Origin of the sequence: Limnobacter sp. CACIAM 66H1, from assembly GCF_001601825.1 — a bacterium.
GTDB lineage: Bacteria > Pseudomonadota > Gammaproteobacteria > Burkholderiales > Burkholderiaceae_B > Limnobacter.
On sequence record NZ_LUJK01000032.1, the window covers coordinates 1 to 16,327 of the forward strand.

The 16,327-nt window shown below is 50.7% G+C and carries 17 protein-coding genes; 12 read left to right on the forward strand and 5 right to left on the reverse strand.

The features are described 5' to 3' along the window. Together A0129_RS10200 and ovoA are read left to right on the forward strand one after the other, a co-directional pair. Nucleotides 1-1,590 (forward strand): hypothetical protein (locus A0129_RS10200; protein WP_291714685.1); only part of this gene is annotated, 1,590 nt, incomplete at its 5' end. 118 nt (nucleotides 1,591-1,708) lie between these two features. Continuing rightward, nucleotides 1,709-3,868 (forward strand): 5-histidylcysteine sulfoxide synthase, encoded by a 2,160-nt coding sequence (gene ovoA, locus A0129_RS10205; protein ID WP_291714687.1) that lies wholly within the window; start codon nucleotides 1,709-1,711, stop codon nucleotides 3,866-3,868. Between the two features lie 59 nt (nucleotides 3,869-3,927). On the opposite strand, the gene A0129_RS10210 is transcribed toward ovoA, so the two are convergent. Beyond that, complete coding sequence (locus A0129_RS10210) at nucleotides 3,928-5,229, reverse strand: S8 family peptidase (protein ID WP_291714689.1); 1,302 nt, start codon at nucleotides 5,227-5,229, stop codon at nucleotides 3,928-3,930. Between the two features lie 232 nt (nucleotides 5,230-5,461). Between A0129_RS10210 and A0129_RS10215 the strand changes: the two genes are divergently transcribed. Further along, a complete protein-coding gene (locus A0129_RS10215) occupies nucleotides 5,462-5,869 on the forward strand; it encodes a TM2 domain-containing protein (RefSeq protein WP_291714691.1) in 408 nt (135 codons plus the stop codon). A gap of 3 nt (nucleotides 5,870-5,872) precedes the next feature. Here A0129_RS10215 and A0129_RS10220 read toward each other — a convergent pair whose 3' ends face one another. Next, complete coding sequence (locus A0129_RS10220) at nucleotides 5,873-6,373, reverse strand: SRPBCC family protein (RefSeq protein WP_291714693.1); 501 nt, start codon at nucleotides 6,371-6,373, stop codon at nucleotides 5,873-5,875. Between the two features lie 167 nt (nucleotides 6,374-6,540). Between A0129_RS10220 and A0129_RS10225 the strand changes: the two genes are divergently transcribed. From A0129_RS10225 to A0129_RS10260, 8 genes are all read left to right on the forward strand, one after another. Beyond that, entirely contained in the window at nucleotides 6,541-6,906 is a 366-nt protein-coding gene (locus tag A0129_RS10225) for a hypothetical protein (protein ID WP_291714695.1), read from the forward strand. 215 nt (nucleotides 6,907-7,121) lie between these two features. After that, the gene (locus A0129_RS10230; RefSeq protein ID WP_291714697.1) at nucleotides 7,122-7,433 is read left to right on the forward strand and encodes a hypothetical protein; all 312 of its coding nucleotides are present in this window, start codon (nucleotides 7,122-7,124) and stop codon (nucleotides 7,431-7,433) included. A gap of 223 nt (nucleotides 7,434-7,656) precedes the next feature. Next, a complete protein-coding gene (locus A0129_RS10235) occupies nucleotides 7,657-8,763 on the forward strand; it encodes a porin (RefSeq protein WP_291714699.1) in 1,107 nt (368 codons plus the stop codon). A gap of 106 nt (nucleotides 8,764-8,869) precedes the next feature. Continuing rightward, complete coding sequence (locus A0129_RS10240; protein ID WP_291714701.1) at nucleotides 8,870-10,483, forward strand: HAMP domain-containing sensor histidine kinase; 1,614 nt, start codon at nucleotides 8,870-8,872, stop codon at nucleotides 10,481-10,483. Next, nucleotides 10,480-11,205: a response regulator transcription factor gene (locus A0129_RS10245; RefSeq protein ID WP_291714702.1), complete on the forward strand. Its 726-nt coding sequence runs from the start codon at nucleotides 10,480-10,482 to the stop codon at nucleotides 11,203-11,205. The genes A0129_RS10240 and A0129_RS10245 overlap by 4 nt, the downstream gene beginning before the upstream one ends. Before the next feature lie 133 nt (nucleotides 11,206-11,338). Beyond that, entirely contained in the window at nucleotides 11,339-11,902 is a 564-nt protein-coding gene (locus A0129_RS10250; protein ID WP_291714704.1) for a phosphoribosyl-AMP cyclohydrolase, read from the forward strand. A gap of 60 nt (nucleotides 11,903-11,962) precedes the next feature. Beyond that, nucleotides 11,963-12,880 carry a DUF3034 family protein gene (locus A0129_RS10255; RefSeq protein WP_291714706.1) on the forward strand — a complete coding sequence of 306 codons (918 nt, stop codon included), beginning with the start codon at nucleotides 11,963-11,965 and terminating at the stop codon, nucleotides 12,878-12,880. Between the two features lie 56 nt (nucleotides 12,881-12,936). Next, on the forward strand, nucleotides 12,937-13,329 hold the full coding sequence (locus tag A0129_RS10260; protein WP_291714708.1) for a group 1 truncated hemoglobin: 393 nt from the start codon (nucleotides 12,937-12,939) through the stop codon (nucleotides 13,327-13,329). On the opposite strand, the gene A0129_RS10265 is transcribed toward A0129_RS10260, so the two are convergent. Both A0129_RS10265 and A0129_RS10270 read right to left on the reverse strand, forming a co-directional pair. Beyond that, the gene (locus A0129_RS10265) at nucleotides 13,322-13,867 is read right to left on the reverse strand and encodes a hypothetical protein (RefSeq protein WP_291714710.1); all 546 of its coding nucleotides are present in this window, start codon (nucleotides 13,865-13,867) and stop codon (nucleotides 13,322-13,324) included. The two genes, A0129_RS10260 and A0129_RS10265, sit on opposite strands and share 8 nt — an antisense overlap. A 118-nt stretch (nucleotides 13,868-13,985) precedes the next feature. Continuing rightward, entirely contained in the window at nucleotides 13,986-14,489 is a 504-nt protein-coding gene (locus tag A0129_RS10270) for a thioesterase family protein (RefSeq protein WP_291714712.1), read from the reverse strand. Nucleotides 14,490-14,546: 57 nt separating this feature from the next. Between A0129_RS10270 and A0129_RS10275 the strand changes: the two genes are divergently transcribed. Then, nucleotides 14,547-15,503 carry a 2-dehydropantoate 2-reductase gene (locus A0129_RS10275; protein ID WP_291714714.1) on the forward strand — a complete coding sequence of 319 codons (957 nt, stop codon included), beginning with the start codon at nucleotides 14,547-14,549 and terminating at the stop codon, nucleotides 15,501-15,503. On the opposite strand, the gene A0129_RS10280 is transcribed toward A0129_RS10275, so the two are convergent. Continuing rightward, nucleotides 15,504-16,214: a GntR family transcriptional regulator gene (locus A0129_RS10280; protein WP_275269983.1), complete on the reverse strand. Its 711-nt coding sequence runs from the start codon at nucleotides 16,212-16,214 to the stop codon at nucleotides 15,504-15,506. Between the last annotated feature and the right edge of the window lie 113 nt (nucleotides 16,215-16,327).

Below are 16,327 nucleotides of genomic sequence, written 5' to 3' on the forward strand. Positions count from 1 at the left end.
TTTCCTGAGGCCGAGTTGAATGCCACCGGTACGCCGTTCAAGGGTACCACTTCGAATGGGGAAGTGGTGGGTTGGGTGGACACGCACATTCACATCGGGGGCAGCGAGGCCTTGGGGGGCAAGCTTGCGCATGGCCGCCCCTTTCACCCTTTTGGCATTACCAAGGCCTTGAACAGTTGTGAAGCTGACCATGGCCCGCAGGGCACCTTGGGTGTGTTGGACAACCTGTTGGCCACCGGTAACCCTGTTGACCAACATGCCACGGATGGTTGGCCCACTTTCAGTTATTGGCCCAACCCCAGGTCTCAAACCCATCACCAAACTTATTACATGTGGATGAAGCGCGCATGGATGGGTGGGCAACGCATTATGGTGAATCACTTTGTGGCCAATGAGGTGATTTGCCAGGTGTGGCCTTTGAAGGAACATGATTGCGATGAAATGGAAAGCGTGAAATTGCAAAGGCAATTGCTGCTGGATCTGGAGGAATATGTTGACGCCCAGGAAGGTGGTCCCGGAAAGGGATGGTTCAGGATTGTTTACGACAGCGCCACGGCGCGTGACGTGATCGCTGACGGCAAGCTTGCTGTGGTGATGGGTATCGAAAACGAAAAACTGTTCAACTGCGGCGAATTCATGGGCATGCCCGAGTGCACAGAGCAGCAAATTCTGGAGCGATTGGATGAGTTTTATGCGTTGGGTATTCGCAGCGTATTTCCTCTTCATATATTCGACAACGCGTTTGGAGGCACTGAAATTAGTCGCTTCACCAAGGATGCTGCGTTGATGCAGGTCTTCAATGCCGGCAATATTTGGGAAACTGGTCACCCATTTGCAAGCACGACCTGTGAAGACATCGACAGTGCTGAACCGGCGACAGTGGACAGCAAGGACTATGGTCTGTTTGAATTGGCTTTACTGCAATTGACCAATACCCCGCCCACTCCCGAAGATGTGCCGGGACGGGAGTGCCAGCGCAATGCCCGTGGCTTGACGAAACTGGGTGATTTTTTAATCGATGCCTTGGCCAAGAAAGGCGTGATTGTTGAGACAGACCACATGGGCGCTCTGTCGCGCAAACGGGTATTGGCGATGATGAAGGAACGTGGCCTGCCGGTGGTGTCCGGACACTCCGGCACCATCAGCGCCGCACGTGATAGCCAGCGCATCGTCGATTCGGGCGGACTTATTTCCAATTTGCCTGACAAACCTTCTCCCACTGCCGTGGACTATATTCAAAAATTGAGTGCTTTGTACCCGGCTGGCAAAGCACCTGCGAGCGGATTTGGTTCAGACATCAACGGCATTCACCAGCAGGCAGATCCCCGCGCTGACGCGGCTGAAAAGCCCTTGGTGTATCCCTTCAAATCACCGATGGGTGACGTGGTGTTTGAGCGCCAGAGAACCGGTGAGCGCGTGTATGACCTGAACACCGATGGTGTGGCTCACTACGGCTTGTACCCGGATTACATCGCGGACATGATGATGCAACCCGGCGGTAAGCCGGCTGTGGCCACTTTGTTCCGGTCGGCTGAGGCTTACTTGCAGTTGTGGGAAAAGGTAGAAAAATTCAGCCGTAGCCGTGACTAGTTTGGACTATGCTGCAACGGTGTAACCTTTGATCGTTGCTGGCGAACTCTGTTCTGAGCCGCAAGCCAAAACTTCGGTTTCACGAATCCAAACTTTAAAACTTCGCAGGTTTGCGCCAATGAATTCTCGACTTCAACACATGCCCGCCCAAAGCGAGCACTTTCTTCGCACACCCTGTTTGGCAGGTAGCGACATTGAATCCAAGCGCGGCGAGTTGCTGCAATACTTTCATGCGAGTTTTGATCGCTACGAGTCGCTTTTTGAATTGTTGAGCTGTGATGAGGCTTATTACAAAAAGCCGATCAGCTTGCGCCACCCACTGATTTTTTACTTTGGCCACACGGCCACTTTTTTTATTAATAAATTTTTGTTGGTGGGGCTGATCGATCAACGAATTGATCCGCGCCTGGAATCCATGTTCGCAGTGGGTGTGGATGAAATGAGTTGGGATGATCTGGACGATGCCCGCTATGATTGGCCCACTGTTGAAGAGGTGAGGGCCTACCGCAACAAAGCTCGGGAGGTGATTGACCAGGTGATTCGCCACACGCCGTTTACCCTGCCGATCGGCTGGAATGATCCGTTTTGGGCGGTGGTGATGGGGATTGAGCATGAACATATTCACTTGGAAACCTCTTCGGTGCTGATGCGGCAACACGCCTTGCACTATGTGAAGCCACACCCTGCCTGGCAGCCATGTCAGAAAACCGGCGATGCACCGAGAAATGAACTGGTTGGTATACCCGCAGGCCGCGTGGTGTTGGGACGTACGTTGAATGAGCCGATTTACGGCTGGGACAATGAGTATGGTCGTCACCAAGCCGATGTGCCAGCGTTTCAAACTACTCAATATTTGGTCAGCAACAGTGAGTTTTTGGAATTTGTGAATGCGGGTGGTTACGCCAATACACGCTATTGGGATGAAGAAGGCGCGAGTTGGAACGAGTTTGCCAAGGCCACGCACCCCACTTTCTGGGTGCGTGATACCGATGCGCAAGAATCTTGGAAACTCAGACTGCTTACCGAAGAAGTGCCCATGCCCTGGGACTGGCCTGTGGAAACGAACTACCACGAGTCGCGGGCGTTTTGCCGTTGGAAAGCTGAGCAAACTGGCCAGCCAGTGCGCCTGCCAACCGAGGATGAGTGGAACCGCATTTATGACCATGCACAGCTTGCAGATGTACCAGCCCACGCGCGGGCCAATGCCAATTTGCACCTGGACCATTGGGCATCAAGCTGCCCGGTAAACCAGTTTGCGCATGGAGACTTGTTCGATGTGGTGGGCAATGTGTGGCAGTGGTGTGAAACCCCCACTTACCCTTTTGACGGTTTCGATGTGCACCCGATTTACGATGATTTCACAAGCCCCACGTTTGACAATCGCCACAACATCATCAAAGGCGGCAGCTGGATTTCATGCGGCAATGAAAGTCGTCACGCTTCACGTTATGCCTTTCGGAAACACTTTTTCCAGCATGCCGGTTTTCGTTATGTGGTGACCGACACCCCGGCCACCAATCCTTTGTCGACTTATGAAAGTGACGCGCTGGTCTCGCAGTACGCTGAATTCCATTACGGCGAAGAATCGTTGGGGGTGCCCAATTTCGCGAAAACCATGGCTGACTTGGCGATTACGGCTCATCAGCAGTATGGCAACGGCGCGTTCGGCAAGGCACTTGACCTGGGTTGCGCCACTGGCCGCTCGAGCTTTGAGTTGGCCCGCGTGTTTGACAAGGTACTTGGAATTGATTTCTCGACCCTGTTGATTCAGGTCGGCATTCGGCTTAAGGAGACAGGAACCATCCGTTACACCTTGCCAGACGAAGGCGAATTGCTGAGCTATTACGAGCGCAGGCTTGACACTCTTGACCTGGCTGACACCGCTGGGCGAGTGGAGTTTTGGCAAGGTGACGCTTGCAATTTGAAGGATATTTATACCGGCTTTGACCTCGTACTGGCGGCCAATTTGATCGACAGGCTGTATGCGCCTCGGCGATTTCTGACTGAGGTAGCGAGTCGGGTAAATCCCGGCGGTCTGTTGGTATTGGCTTCGCCTTACACCTGGTTGGAGGAATACACCAAACGCGAGGAGTGGATTGGAGGCTTTAAGAAAGACGGTGAGTCTTACAGCACACTGGATGGTTTGAAGGAAATTTTGAACGGTGCTTTCACGCTGGTGGATACACCGAAGGCTGTGCCATTTGTGATTCGAGAAACCCGCCGCAAGCACCAATACACATTGAGTGAGGTGACAGTTTGGAGGCGGGTAACACACTAGAGGCAAGGTAATTCACCACAGGATTCCAATATTGGCCATTGGAACCCTGTCTTGGTCGGCTATCGACTATAGAGCATCAAATTCAAAGTATTTCTTGAATCACTCACCACGCCCGAAGTGGCTTCATTTCTCAAGGCAGTGGCCACATTGCCGGGTGCAAAGCCTTTTGAAAGTAGTTTGGCGGCAGCGCCCGCCACATGGGGTGAGGCCATGGATGTGCCGCTCAATACCTGTTGAGCGTTGTCGTTGTTGATGCCGGCCGAAGTAATTTCGCTGCCCGGTGCGAACAGGTCGACGCAACTGCCAATGTTGGAGAAAGAGGAGCGTCTGTCGTTGCGGTCGGTGGATGCCACAGTCAAGGCCAAAGGTTCACGGGCTGGCGAGAATTCGCACGCATCACGTGAATCGTTACCCGCAGCCACTACGGTGACAATGCCTGCGTTGTGGGCTGCACGAATTGCTTGATCCACTGCGCTGGAAGCTCCACCGCCCAGACTGAGGTTCATTACCGCTGGCTTTACGTGGTTTTGTAATACCCAATCAATGCCTGCCACCGTTGATGACGAAGTACCTGTGCCCGCGCAATTAACCACACGTACGCCGTGGAGAATCACATTTTTTGCCACGCCAAACTGCGTGCCACCAATAGTGCCCGCAACGTGGGTGCCATGCCCGTTGCAATCGCTGGGTGTGGATGATGGGTCAAACGGATCCGAAGGATTGCCAGAGGATGGGGGTGGGGAGCTGGGAGAACCGAACAAGCCCCCAAACAACCCGCCACCACCAAGAAATCCACCGCCCAGAAAACCGCCACCTAACAAGCCGCCCGACGAAGAGCCGATTGTGGCGTCAAAACCGTTGCCCACGCGCCCCCGGAATTCAACGTGGCTTGCTCGCAAGCCTGAGTCTACGACGTAGGCATGTACTTGGGCACCTGTGGATGAGTAGGTGTATCGCATGTCTCGCGCATTTTCACGAGTGTCCAAACGGTCCAGGCCCCAGGTGGCATTGTTTTGCGTAATTTCGTTGTTCAGTTTGAATGTTTGGTCTTGTTCAACATAGGCCACCAAGCCACTTCGGTTCAAGCCGCGAGCAATGTGGTCGGGCAGGTTGACTGCAAAACCCTTGAATACGTTCTGATAGCGAAAGTTGATTTGTTGTGCGGGTAAACCCAGTTGGGCTTGTGCCTGATCCAGCAGGTTTTTAACAGGAGTACCAACGGGTAAATCCAGAATTTGAGTCAGTGTTGCGGTGTCCTTAAGTACAACGATGTACTGGTTTTGTATGGGTTCGGCTTGGGACAGACTTGCTGCGGCGAACAAGCTTAAGGTTGCAGTGATCCGAATAAGACGAGAAGGCATGAAAGCTCCGTATAAATAGTAGGCAACACCATTTCATTGATACTTCGCCTGATAAGAATCCGATTCGTATTGAGTGACTAAATGAATCGTCAAATCAGTGCAATAGACCAAGTCTGCAAACCGTGTGTCTTCACATGATAATTGATGCTTTTTTATGCCTGGTCTGTAAGCACTTTTGAAGTGCTTCACTGTGGTATGTTGTTAAAAGTTCAAATACAACTTTCACTGGAATATGAATAACAACAACAGCCACAGTATCGTCATCGGATATATTCTCTGGATTTTTGGTTTCATGGGCGCACACCGTTTTTATTACGGGCGGCCCATCTCCGGCATCATCTGGTTTTTCACACTTGGACTTTTTTTGATCGGCTGGATCGTAGACTTGTTCTTGATACCCAGCATGGACAGAAGCGCCGATCGACGCTTTTTGACTGGTCCGATCAACTACAACATTGCTTGGGTGTTGCTCACATTTTTGGGTATTTTCGGTATCCACCGCTTTTACCAGCGCAAGTGGATTACTGGTGTGATCTACCTGCTCACCGTGGGCTTATTTGGTATCGGTATTATTTACGACTGGTGCACTCTGAATGACCAAATCGATGAACTTCATCGAGATGGTGCATTGAGCCAATAGGGTTTACTTCAAGGTGCCGAAATGTTTTTCGGTGTCGCGAATGAATCCATCGAACAAAGCCAGTTTGGCGGCTGGGCTAATCAGCTTTAAGGGCAAGCCCAGCCCGAAGCGCCCGGCCATGGCGAACTTCCATACAAAGCGGCAGCCTTCATCTGTGGGTGTGACTTCATACAACTCTGCAAACTGTTTGAATGCGGGTGCATTGGCCTGTTCCACATAAAAGGCATGGCGACGTTCTGCTTCGTCCCAAATGAAAAATCGTTCTTTCAACTTGATGGTGTTGAAGTTTGCTGCCACCTCGCGGGTAGTTCCCACTCGGAAAGGCCGTTCGCTGGTGTAGCGGCCGTTCAAGGCCTTGCACCATGCCAGTGGCTTGTCAGCCACCAAGCCTGCCCATACTTCGTCGGCGGTGGCGTTCAGATGCATTGAATAGTCGAAGCGAAGCGGGGCGGTGTCGAAAAACGATTCGTCAGTGACCTTGTCGAGGTCGAACCAAATGGCCATTCAAAGTCTCCTTGTCTGTTGAGGGCATCTTTTTTTCATATTGTATTCATCTTTCCGTGGCGCCTTGTTCATGTAACAGCACAGTTTAGGTTAAGGCTCGGCGTTCAAACTGATTTTCATGCAGATATGTTCTGCACTTGATCGAGAAACCCCAAAGGAGAAATATCATGAAAAAGATTATTGCAGTCTCACTTGCTTTTGGCTTCAGTGGCGCAGTATTGGCCAGTGATTTGACCTACGGCGATGGTACTTACCACGTTGTTAAAGAATCGAAACCGTCCAGCTTGACCCGCGCTGAAGTGCTGTCCAACACTGAAAGTACCAATGTGGCCAATGCACTGGATGGTTCTGTAACACCCAGCTATGCCCCAAATACTATGCTTACTCGCTCGGATGTGATCCGTAAAATGGAAGGTTTCCAGTATGCGGACTTTGGTGATGCAACTAACCCGACTCCTTGGGTGAAGGTGCGGGACGACAACAGCAACTTTGCGCAGGACGAAAGCAGCAAACCTGCGACAAAAACCAACTGATCTGTCGGTTTTCGCTTTCTTCATCTCACCCCCTGGGCTGTAAAAAGTCCAATTTTTGGCCCGAGCAATCGGGCCTTTTTTATTCATCAAACATTCATATTCCAAACCGCACTTGTTCATTGAAGCCTTTGGCTTAGGTTAAGGCGATGCGCTCACACTGAGTTCACGCAGACTGATTGCAATAACCGATTACCAACCCGTTTAGGAGAAATACGATGAAGAAAACGATTGCACTGTCACTGGTCTTTGGACTGAGTGGAACTGCCATGGCGGCCAGCGACCTGTTTATGGGTGATGGCACCAACCATGTTCGTATGGACAGCAAGCCATCTAACTTAACTCGAGCGGAGGTCCTTTCCAAAACAGACAGCAGCAATATCGCGAATTCGCTGGACGGTACGGTATTGCCCGGCTACAGGCCAAGTTCGACGTTAACCCGCGCAGAGGTAATACGAAGAATGGAAGGTTACAGGTATGTTGAGTTTGGCGATGGAACCAGCATGAACCCTTGGGAGAGAATCAAGTAATCATGATTTTTCCATTCACTTTGGGGCTTTACAAAGCTCCTTGGTAGGGCCTGAATTTCAGGCCTTTTTTTCTTCATAATGATTTATATTACATTCTAATGTCTGTTCAAAATCCGTTCATTTTGCGTTCATTTGTGTTGATGAACTACTTCATTGGAAGTTCAGTGACCGTTCATCTTGACCGTTGACAATGGGGCTCCACATAAAAACCAAGGAGTACCCCATGAAAACCAGTTCCTGTTCCGTGTTGGCGTTGTTGATGCTTGGCGCACTTTCAACCAATGCGCAGGCAGGCCAGGTAAGAACCGATGGCCAGGACATTATTCTTTCCACCAAAGGTGGATTGAAACTTCAAACGGAAGACAAAAGCGCAGGCTTTCAAATCGGCGGACGTTTGCAGTGGGATTACACGCAAGATGAGTCCGATACAGCAGCGAACGGCAACGAAACACTGGAAGATTTTGATGCGCGTCGCGCACGAATTTTCTTGCGTGGTCACTTCAATGATTTCGAAATGAAGGGCGAGTTTAATCTTGCTGAGTCTGGCACCAGCGGTGGCAGTGTCACCGATTTGTACCTTAAATACAAAGGTTTCGGCGAAATGGCGAACGTGACGGTGGGCAAGCAGCGCGTTCCATTTGGTTTGGAGGTACTGACCAGTGCGAACGACATTTCCGCCCTCGAACGTTCTGCCATAACCGAGCTTTATACGCTGGATCGCTCTGCAGGTTTCAAGCTAAGCGGTCGGGGTATGGAAGATCGGTTTACCTACGGCATTGGTTTGTTTGAAGCCAATGGTAACGGTACGAACGATTTTCAAGAACAGGCTTTTGCTGGACGTGTAACTTTCGCCCCGATCATAACCAAGAGTAGTCTTCTGCATTTTGGTGCAGGTTTTCAAACAATTGGTGCAACTGATCCTTTGCAAGAATCCGATACAGCGAACTTTGAAGTGGCAGGAGCCTTTGGTCCAGTTCATGCGCAAGCCGAATACTTTACTTCTGATGTTGGACCACAAAAATTTGATGGTTATTACGTTCAGGTCGGGTATTTATTGAATGGTGGGCATCGTCCATACACCGACGGCATATTCAAGCGTGTGAAGCCTGTTCAAGGAGGTACGTGGGAACTGGTGACGCGTTTTGAGGAAGGTGACGGTGACTTTGGCGATGTTGGGCTGGATGAAATCGATGGCCAGCAGACCACGTTCGGCGTGAATTACTACATGAACGATGCGGTTCGAATCGGTTTGAGTTACATGGATGGTGAAAGTAATACTAACAGCGACAGCGGCAATGAGCTGCGTATGCGCTTGCAGTTCACTTACTAAGTCATTTCGATAAGATGAACGCCAGATTAACAAGCCAAAAAATCTGGTGTTTATCACCGATAATCCCTAGCATCTGGATGTTGATATGATGCCAAAGGGAATGGTGATGTTCAAAACCCGTATTTTGCTGGCCTTTGTGGCTTTGGCGCTGGTGGCCGTTGCCCAAGGGGTAATCGGCTACTTTGTCATGGTCACGGCCAGCCAGAATGTTCAAAAAGGCCGAGTCGCCAACGAGCTTTTAGTGGGTTACATGGACCTGCTTTCCAACAAACAGTTGCTAAGAACCCAACTGACCAACGAGATGACTGGGCTGGAGTCTGATCCCCAGCAAAGTCAGGTTTATTACTTCAACATGATCCGCACCCTCGATACGCTGGATCAACTTGCAGAAACTTCGAAAGGTTTGACTCGTGGCGATCCAGAGCTCTTGCCTGAGCATGAAGAGCGAAGCCAAAGTCTGGTGATATTGCGAAAAGGGGTGAACCAGCTAGGCTCTGTCATGACAGCTTCAGAATGGAAATTTGAAGCGGTGACCCCCCAACAGAAGCGCCAAAAACTCGATCAGATTTTTGATGTGTCCGATGGGCAGGATTTGAGGGTGGCACTGACCCAGAGCATTGCGCGAGAACGCTTGATTACTGCACGAGATCGCGCTGCGGCAGACGTGTCGCTGAACTTTATGACCAATGTGGTTGTGATTGCCACGGTTGGCCTGGCTCTCTTCATGGTGATGCTTGCCTTTTATTTTGTGAGGTCTTTGAGTAAACCAGTTGGGCGTTTGATTAAGGGGGCTGAAGCTCTGCAGGCGGGGAACCTGAGCTATCGTATTCCCGCCTTCGGACGTGATGAGTTCTCTCAGGTGGCGCGCAGCATGAATGAAATGGCTCGGGAAATTGCACGCCTGCGCGCCAACGACGAACAGGTGCGGGAGCAGCTTGAGGTGCAGGTGAGTGAGCGAACCAATGAACTACAGGAGGCCTTGCACCGCCTTGAAAAAATCGAGCTTCGCCGCAGGCAGATGTTTGCCGACATCAGTCATGAGTTGAAAACGCCCACGACAGCCATTCGAGGTGAGGCCGAGATCAGTTTGCGCCACGGTGTCAACAATCCCATCGAGTGCAAGGAAACACTTGAGCGCATTGTTCAATACACACAGCAACTGAACTACATTGTGGACGACATGCTGACCTTGGCGCGTAGCGATATTGATGCACTTGTTCTGGATCGCAGGGCACTGGATGTTTCAACGTTGTGCTACGAGTCGATCGCCTATTTCCGGCCGCAGATCAGTCAGAAGGGATGTGCAGTCGAAGCGCAAATTCAAAGTGACAGCCTGGTGTTGGGCGATGCGCAGCGCTTAAAGCAGGTTCTGAATATTATTTTGGACAATGCGATTCAATACAGCGGCCCGGGGGCGGTGATACGGATCAGTACTGCATCGGTGGAAGATTCTGAAAACATGCGTCGCTGCGAAGTGACGATTGAAGACAATGGGCCGGGTATTCCTGAAAAGGAGTTGGAAAGGGTTTTTGAGCGTCACTATCGGGGCACCATGGCCAAGTTGCTAAGGCCTGACGGCAGTGGTTTGGGTCTGCCACTTGCAGCAGCGATTGTGCGAGCACACCACGGCACCATTGACATAAGCAGTGAAGAAGACAAGGGATGCCGAGTCACGATCAATTTACCGGCATTTGATTCAGTGATTGAGGATGCAGTATGAAAGTGTTGATTGTTGAGGACGATACGCGTGTATCAAGTTTTCTGGATCGTGGCTTGAAAGCAGAGGGATATCGCCCCCAAGTGGCACACAATGCCAGCACGGGTATTTCCATGGCCAAGGCCTTGCAAAAAGAAGTGCGTGAAAACTTTGAAAGTGCGGTGGTGATTCTTGATGTGATGCTGCCTGATGGATCGGGTCTGGATGTGTGCCAAACCTTGCGCGCAGAAGGATTCGCTTTGCCAGTTTTGATGCTGACTGCATTGAATTCAGTTGAAGATCGTGTGGCAGGTTTGCGCATGGGCGCTGACGATTACCTGGGTAAGCCATTTGCATTCGATGAAATTTTGGCTCGAATTGAAGCCCTGGGTCGTAGGATAGGTAACTCTGTCCCCAAGCAAATCAGGAAGAATTTAGAAGTAGCTGACCTGAATCTTGATCTGGAAAAAATGCGCTTGTCACGTGCTGGGCGAGAAATTCAATTGACTGCGAAAGAGTTGGCACTGGTGGAACTATTGATGAGTGCGCCAGGTAGACTTTTCAGTAGGGAGCGTATTCTTTCGAATGTATGGGGCGTAAACGAAGACCCGCTAACCAATGTAGTGGATGTTTACATTCGTCGCCTGCGCGCCAAGATCGATCTTGAGGGTTTGCCACCCCTGATTCACACCCAACGTGGTCTGGGTTACCGACTGGAGTCTTTGCAAGAGCAGGATTCCCAGTGATGTTCATCTGGCGTTCATTTGGGATTCCAGTTTGATTCATCGGGCAAGGAAGTTCTGGTTCATTTTGATCTTTCAGAATGATGGTGTGAAAAGCAATGGTTGTTTTTCGAACCTCAATCTGAAGGAGCATAAGATGAAAAATTCCAGTTTAGTTCGCACCACTTTGGTATCCGCCGGCTTGGTATTCAGCGGTGCTGCTTTCGCTAATACAGCTGTCGTGAGCAGCAATATCACTGAAGCTGAAGTATTGAAAGCCCAGAAAATGTGGGGCAATGCAGTGGTTCAAATTTCCAAAGACTTTGAGGCAGGTGGCTTGGACAAGGCCAAGAAAACTGCCCAGGCAGCACTAGATACCGCCTACGCCTATGACATGGGCCCCGTGTTGTTCAAGCCCACCTTGGCGGCAATCCCGCAGAATATTCGCAGCACAGAAGAGGGCGCGTTGGCCTACTTCGTAGGTGGCAATAAAAAATTCCCAAATGACACCGGCTTTGCCTTGAAAGGCTGGAGAAATGTAGAGTCCAAAAACTCTGTCATTCACCTGAATGGCAACACAGCCTTGACCATGGGTAACGTCAGCTTTACCGACAAGAATGGCAAGGTGACCACAGTCGACAAAACCTGGGGCTATGTGAAAGACAGCGCAGGCAATGTGAAGATTGTGCTGCACCACTCCTCATTGCCATACACCAACTAAATATCCAGGTGGCCGATGCACAAGTCGGCCATTTATCCTGTTCTCATGGAAGCATTTGTGATGAACCAACAACAATCAAAATGGATAAAAGCCGCAGTGCTGAGCACTGCAGTATTTTGTGCCCCGGTTTGGGCAAGCACGGGCAAGCTGGTGTTGACCGGCGGTGTAAGTACCGTAGAGGGTGCTGGCGGTGGCGGTATCACGCCGTGGGCTTTTATTGGTACACAGGCCACAGAAAATGAACTGGGTTTTGCAACGAACCTGACCCAGGTTGAAACCCAGGATTATTCGCTGACCACTTATGGCGCCACTGTGGGCTGGAATGAGCGGGTCGAGTTTTCGCTGGGCGAGCAGGTGCTCGATACAGGTATCACCGGAACAGCCCTTACCGGCGCTGGTCTGGATTTGAAACAGCAAATCGTCGGCGTGAAAGTGCGCGTATTCGGTGATGGTGTATTGGACGCCGACACATGGTACCCGCAGGTGGCGGTGGGTCTGCAGCACAAATCGCTGGATGCAGCTGCTTTGGAGCCAACGTTGACCTCACTTGGCGCTGATGACAGCGGAACCGATTTTTACGTCACTGCGACCAAGCTGTTTTTGAAACAAGGCATATTGGTCAACGGCACTTTGCGTGCTACGAAGGCCAATCAGAACGGCTTGTTGGGTTTTGGATCAAGTACGGATGACAGTTACGAACTGACGCCCGAAATCTCTGTGGCGAAGCTGTTGAGTCACAACCTTGCGATTGGTGCGGAATATCGAATGATGCCAAACAATCTGGAAGCTGCTGGTCGCAATGCGGGCCTGAACAGTGGTTTGCGTGCAGACGACTGGATGGACCTATTCGTAGCCTGGGCTCCAACCAAGAACCTGTCGTTGACCGCGGCCTATGTCGACCTTGGTCGAATTGTACCTGCGACTACAGAGGGTCGCAGCCAGACCGGCTTTTACCTCTCTGCCCAGCTGGCATTTTGAAGGAGTACGTAATAATGAAATCAATTCGATCTTTTGTTGCTGCAATCGCGATAATCATGAGCATTCCACTTTCCGCTCAGGCTGGTTCCGAGAAGTCTTTGTATGAACAACTGGGCGGTAAAGAAAGTATACGCACTGTCATGGACGACTTCGTAGTTCGTCTGAAGGCTGACCCGCGCATTGGTGATCAGTTTGCGGCTACCAATGCAGACCGACTTGCGTCTCAATTAACAGATCAAGTTTGTGAGGCAGCAGGTGGGCCTTGCAAGTATGTTGGTTTGGACATGAAAGCAGCTCATGCAGGGATGACGATTACCAAAGCTCATTTCAATGCACTGGTTGAAGTGCTCCAAGTCAGCATGAATGCGCACAGTGTACCTTTTGATGTTCAACTTGAGGTGTTGAGCATGCTGGCGCCCATGCACAGGGATGTCATCACTGTCAGGTGAACATGAACAAGGCCCCGAGTTTACTGTACTCGGGGTCTTTGCTGGCACCTTGCTCTTGCTGAATCAATTTGACTTGTGCCATGACCTTTTCCCAGTTGTTTTCAGTGTCTGGGTTGGAGAGACTGCTGCGTCGAAGGTCAAAGGCTTCGGCGAATACCTCCATACCCGTCCTGATATCGATGCCTTCATAGAAACAGCTTTGTATCCCTTGCAGGGTGTCGCGGTCCAACACCCGACCGCAAGATGTATCCAGACTGCCCCCAAACACCTCATCAATCCAGTCAACCGATGCGTCAAAAAACAGATTGATTTGTCGGCCGTTGGCCACGCGGTGTGGATGGCCCGCTGGAACAAACACACCTGTAGATCGGATCCATTGTCCGTCACAAAAGCATTCCACATCGTTGTTGTCCATGTCGATGGCAATTTGATGTGTCCAGTGGGCGTGATCGCTGATTGCGCCTGGTACGCCTATAAAAACGGCCAAGCCCATGGTGCAGGCGAACTTCTCGTTCAGTACCAAGATTTTATCGGTCATGACATTACCAACGATTCAACAATTTTTAACAGTGTAACGACTGTTAATCCACTTGTCCTTGAATGTGTCCACTATTACTGAATTGGTTGAACCAAGGAGTGGTTGTCTTTCCGTTGAATCAGTTTTGGTTTGTGTGAACAACTTTATAGGCTTCAACAAAGCGGAGTGGTTGTTTTTTGGGGCGACCTGTTTTCATGTCGATACACACCCATTGGGTGTGACCTTGCATCACAGTGGTGTGGTCGCTTTCGCGTACAAACTGATACTGGCGAATCATGTCGGCTTTACCATCGTTGTGGCTGATCCAGGTTGCAATCCAGAGCGTGTCGCCAGCGAAGGTGGGGCGCTTGTATTCCATGTGGTGTTGACGTGCCACGCAGCCATAGCCCAGCTTTACAAAGTCTTGAAAGGTAAGGCCGAGTTGAGCAGAGTGCAAAGCCGCGATGGCTTGCATCCACACCAGGTAAATGGTGTTGTTGGTGTGCTCGAATTCATCGAGATGTTCGGGTTGTACGGTAAGCTTGCCGATGAATTGCGGGGGGCAATTCCAAACACTGGGGTCAGTGTCGGTGATTGGGACGGGTTCGAGGTCGCTGTCTTTGAAAATGTTTGAGTTGCTCATGCGGTTGGGGATGCCATGGAATTTTCTTTGCGGTATGGTGATGTTTAAGGAGAGTTTATGGAAACGCTTGGTGAGAGTAAACCTCTGCGCTTGCTGTTTGTGGGCGCCGGTGGAGTGGGCGCATACTACGCAGCACGTTTGATTGGAGGTGGAAATTCAGTATTGTTGATGGCGCGTGGAAGTCATCTTGAGGCTTTGCGCCAAGATGGATTGCGAGTTGAGCATAACCATTTCTCATTCCAGGAACCGGTGTGTGCAGTCGATGAGGTGACCCTGCAAAGCGATTACCGATGCGGTGATTTCGATGCTGTTGTGCTCACTTTGAAGTCGCAAGACACTGCCAATTGGCTCGGTTCAACCTCTGCTTGGTTGGATAGTGCGTCCACACCGATTTTGTCATTGCAAAATGGAGTTGAAAACGAAGGTGTCCTTGCCAATCTGCTTGGTGCACAACGTGTGGTCGGTGGTTTGGCTGTCAGAATCGGTGCGCACATTGTGTCACCCGGATGTGTCAAAGCACAGGGTTTGGGTCAAATTGTTCTGGGTGCATGGCCCAATTCGGTTGTCAATGGAGGCTTACAGGGCCTAGTGAAAAGGCTGGCGGACGCTTTCAATGCTTCAGGAATTCCTACCCGTGCAGTTGCCAATATTCGCCATGAGTTGTGGAAAAAACTTTTGGTGAACAATGGTGTTAATCCGCTGTCGGCTTTGACCAGACGGGATACTGGTTTTTTAACGAAACATCCACATTACCGGCAAGTCATTTACGCCGCCATGCAAGAGGTTGCAGCGGTTTCAAGCGCTGACGATGTGGTGTTGAGCCAGTCAGATGTGGATGAGATGTTCAAGTTGATCTGTGAGTTCGATCCGATTAAAACTTCGATGTTGGTCGACCTTGAAAAGGGCCGGCCTTTGGAGTTGGATGCAATCAGTGGTAGTGTGCTTCGACGTGCTGAACGCTTGGGAATCGATACACCCGTAACAGCATTGATTCATTCGATGCTCAGCAGCTAATTACTTTCCGAACCTTTCTTTGGGCAGCTTTTGAACCGCGATCAAGGATCGGTTGATGTGCTCCGCCAGAATTTGCGTGGCCAGTTCGCTGTTGCGGTTCAAAGTGGCGTTCAAAATTTCCTCGTGCTCGGAATGCACATCGCGTGGAATGGGCTTCTCCGAAAGAATCAGCCTGCGATAACGTTCTGACTGCATGTAGAGCAGGTGCTGAAACTGCTTAAGCCAACGTGAAGGGCAGGCGGAAATGAGCGTGTCGTGAAACAAGCGGTTCTTGCGTTCCCACTCGCTGCGGGTTTCAACGGTTTCTTCGCCCAAGCGTGACTCTGCTCGGCTCAGCATGTGAAATGCACCCATCACCTCGGCTTCCCATTCATCATCGCCTAGGGCGATGGCTTGGCGCAGGGCCTCTGTTTCAATCATGACGCGAGTGCGGGTAATGTCCTGAAAATCCTCAGGAGACATCGGGGCGACTGTAAAGCCACGGTGCCCTTGTGCTACCACCAGTCCGTCATTCAGCAGCAACTGCAGCGCTTCACGCAAAGTGCCCGCACCCACCTCGTAGTCGTCTTTGAGGTGTTCCACCCGCAGCTTGGTACCCGGCTTGTGCACGCCTTCAATGATGTCGTTGCGCAACTTGCGGTAAGCAGTTTCGGCCAGGGTCAAGCTTTCGCCGTTGGTGACGCTGCCCGGCAATGAGACCACTTCATTCATACACACCCCAAAAAATTCTTTCTGTTTCGCCATTGTAGACGAGTTGCGGTGTTAATCAATATTGTCGAAGAAAAATAATTTTCTCGAGAAAATATATTGACGTCGAGAAAAAT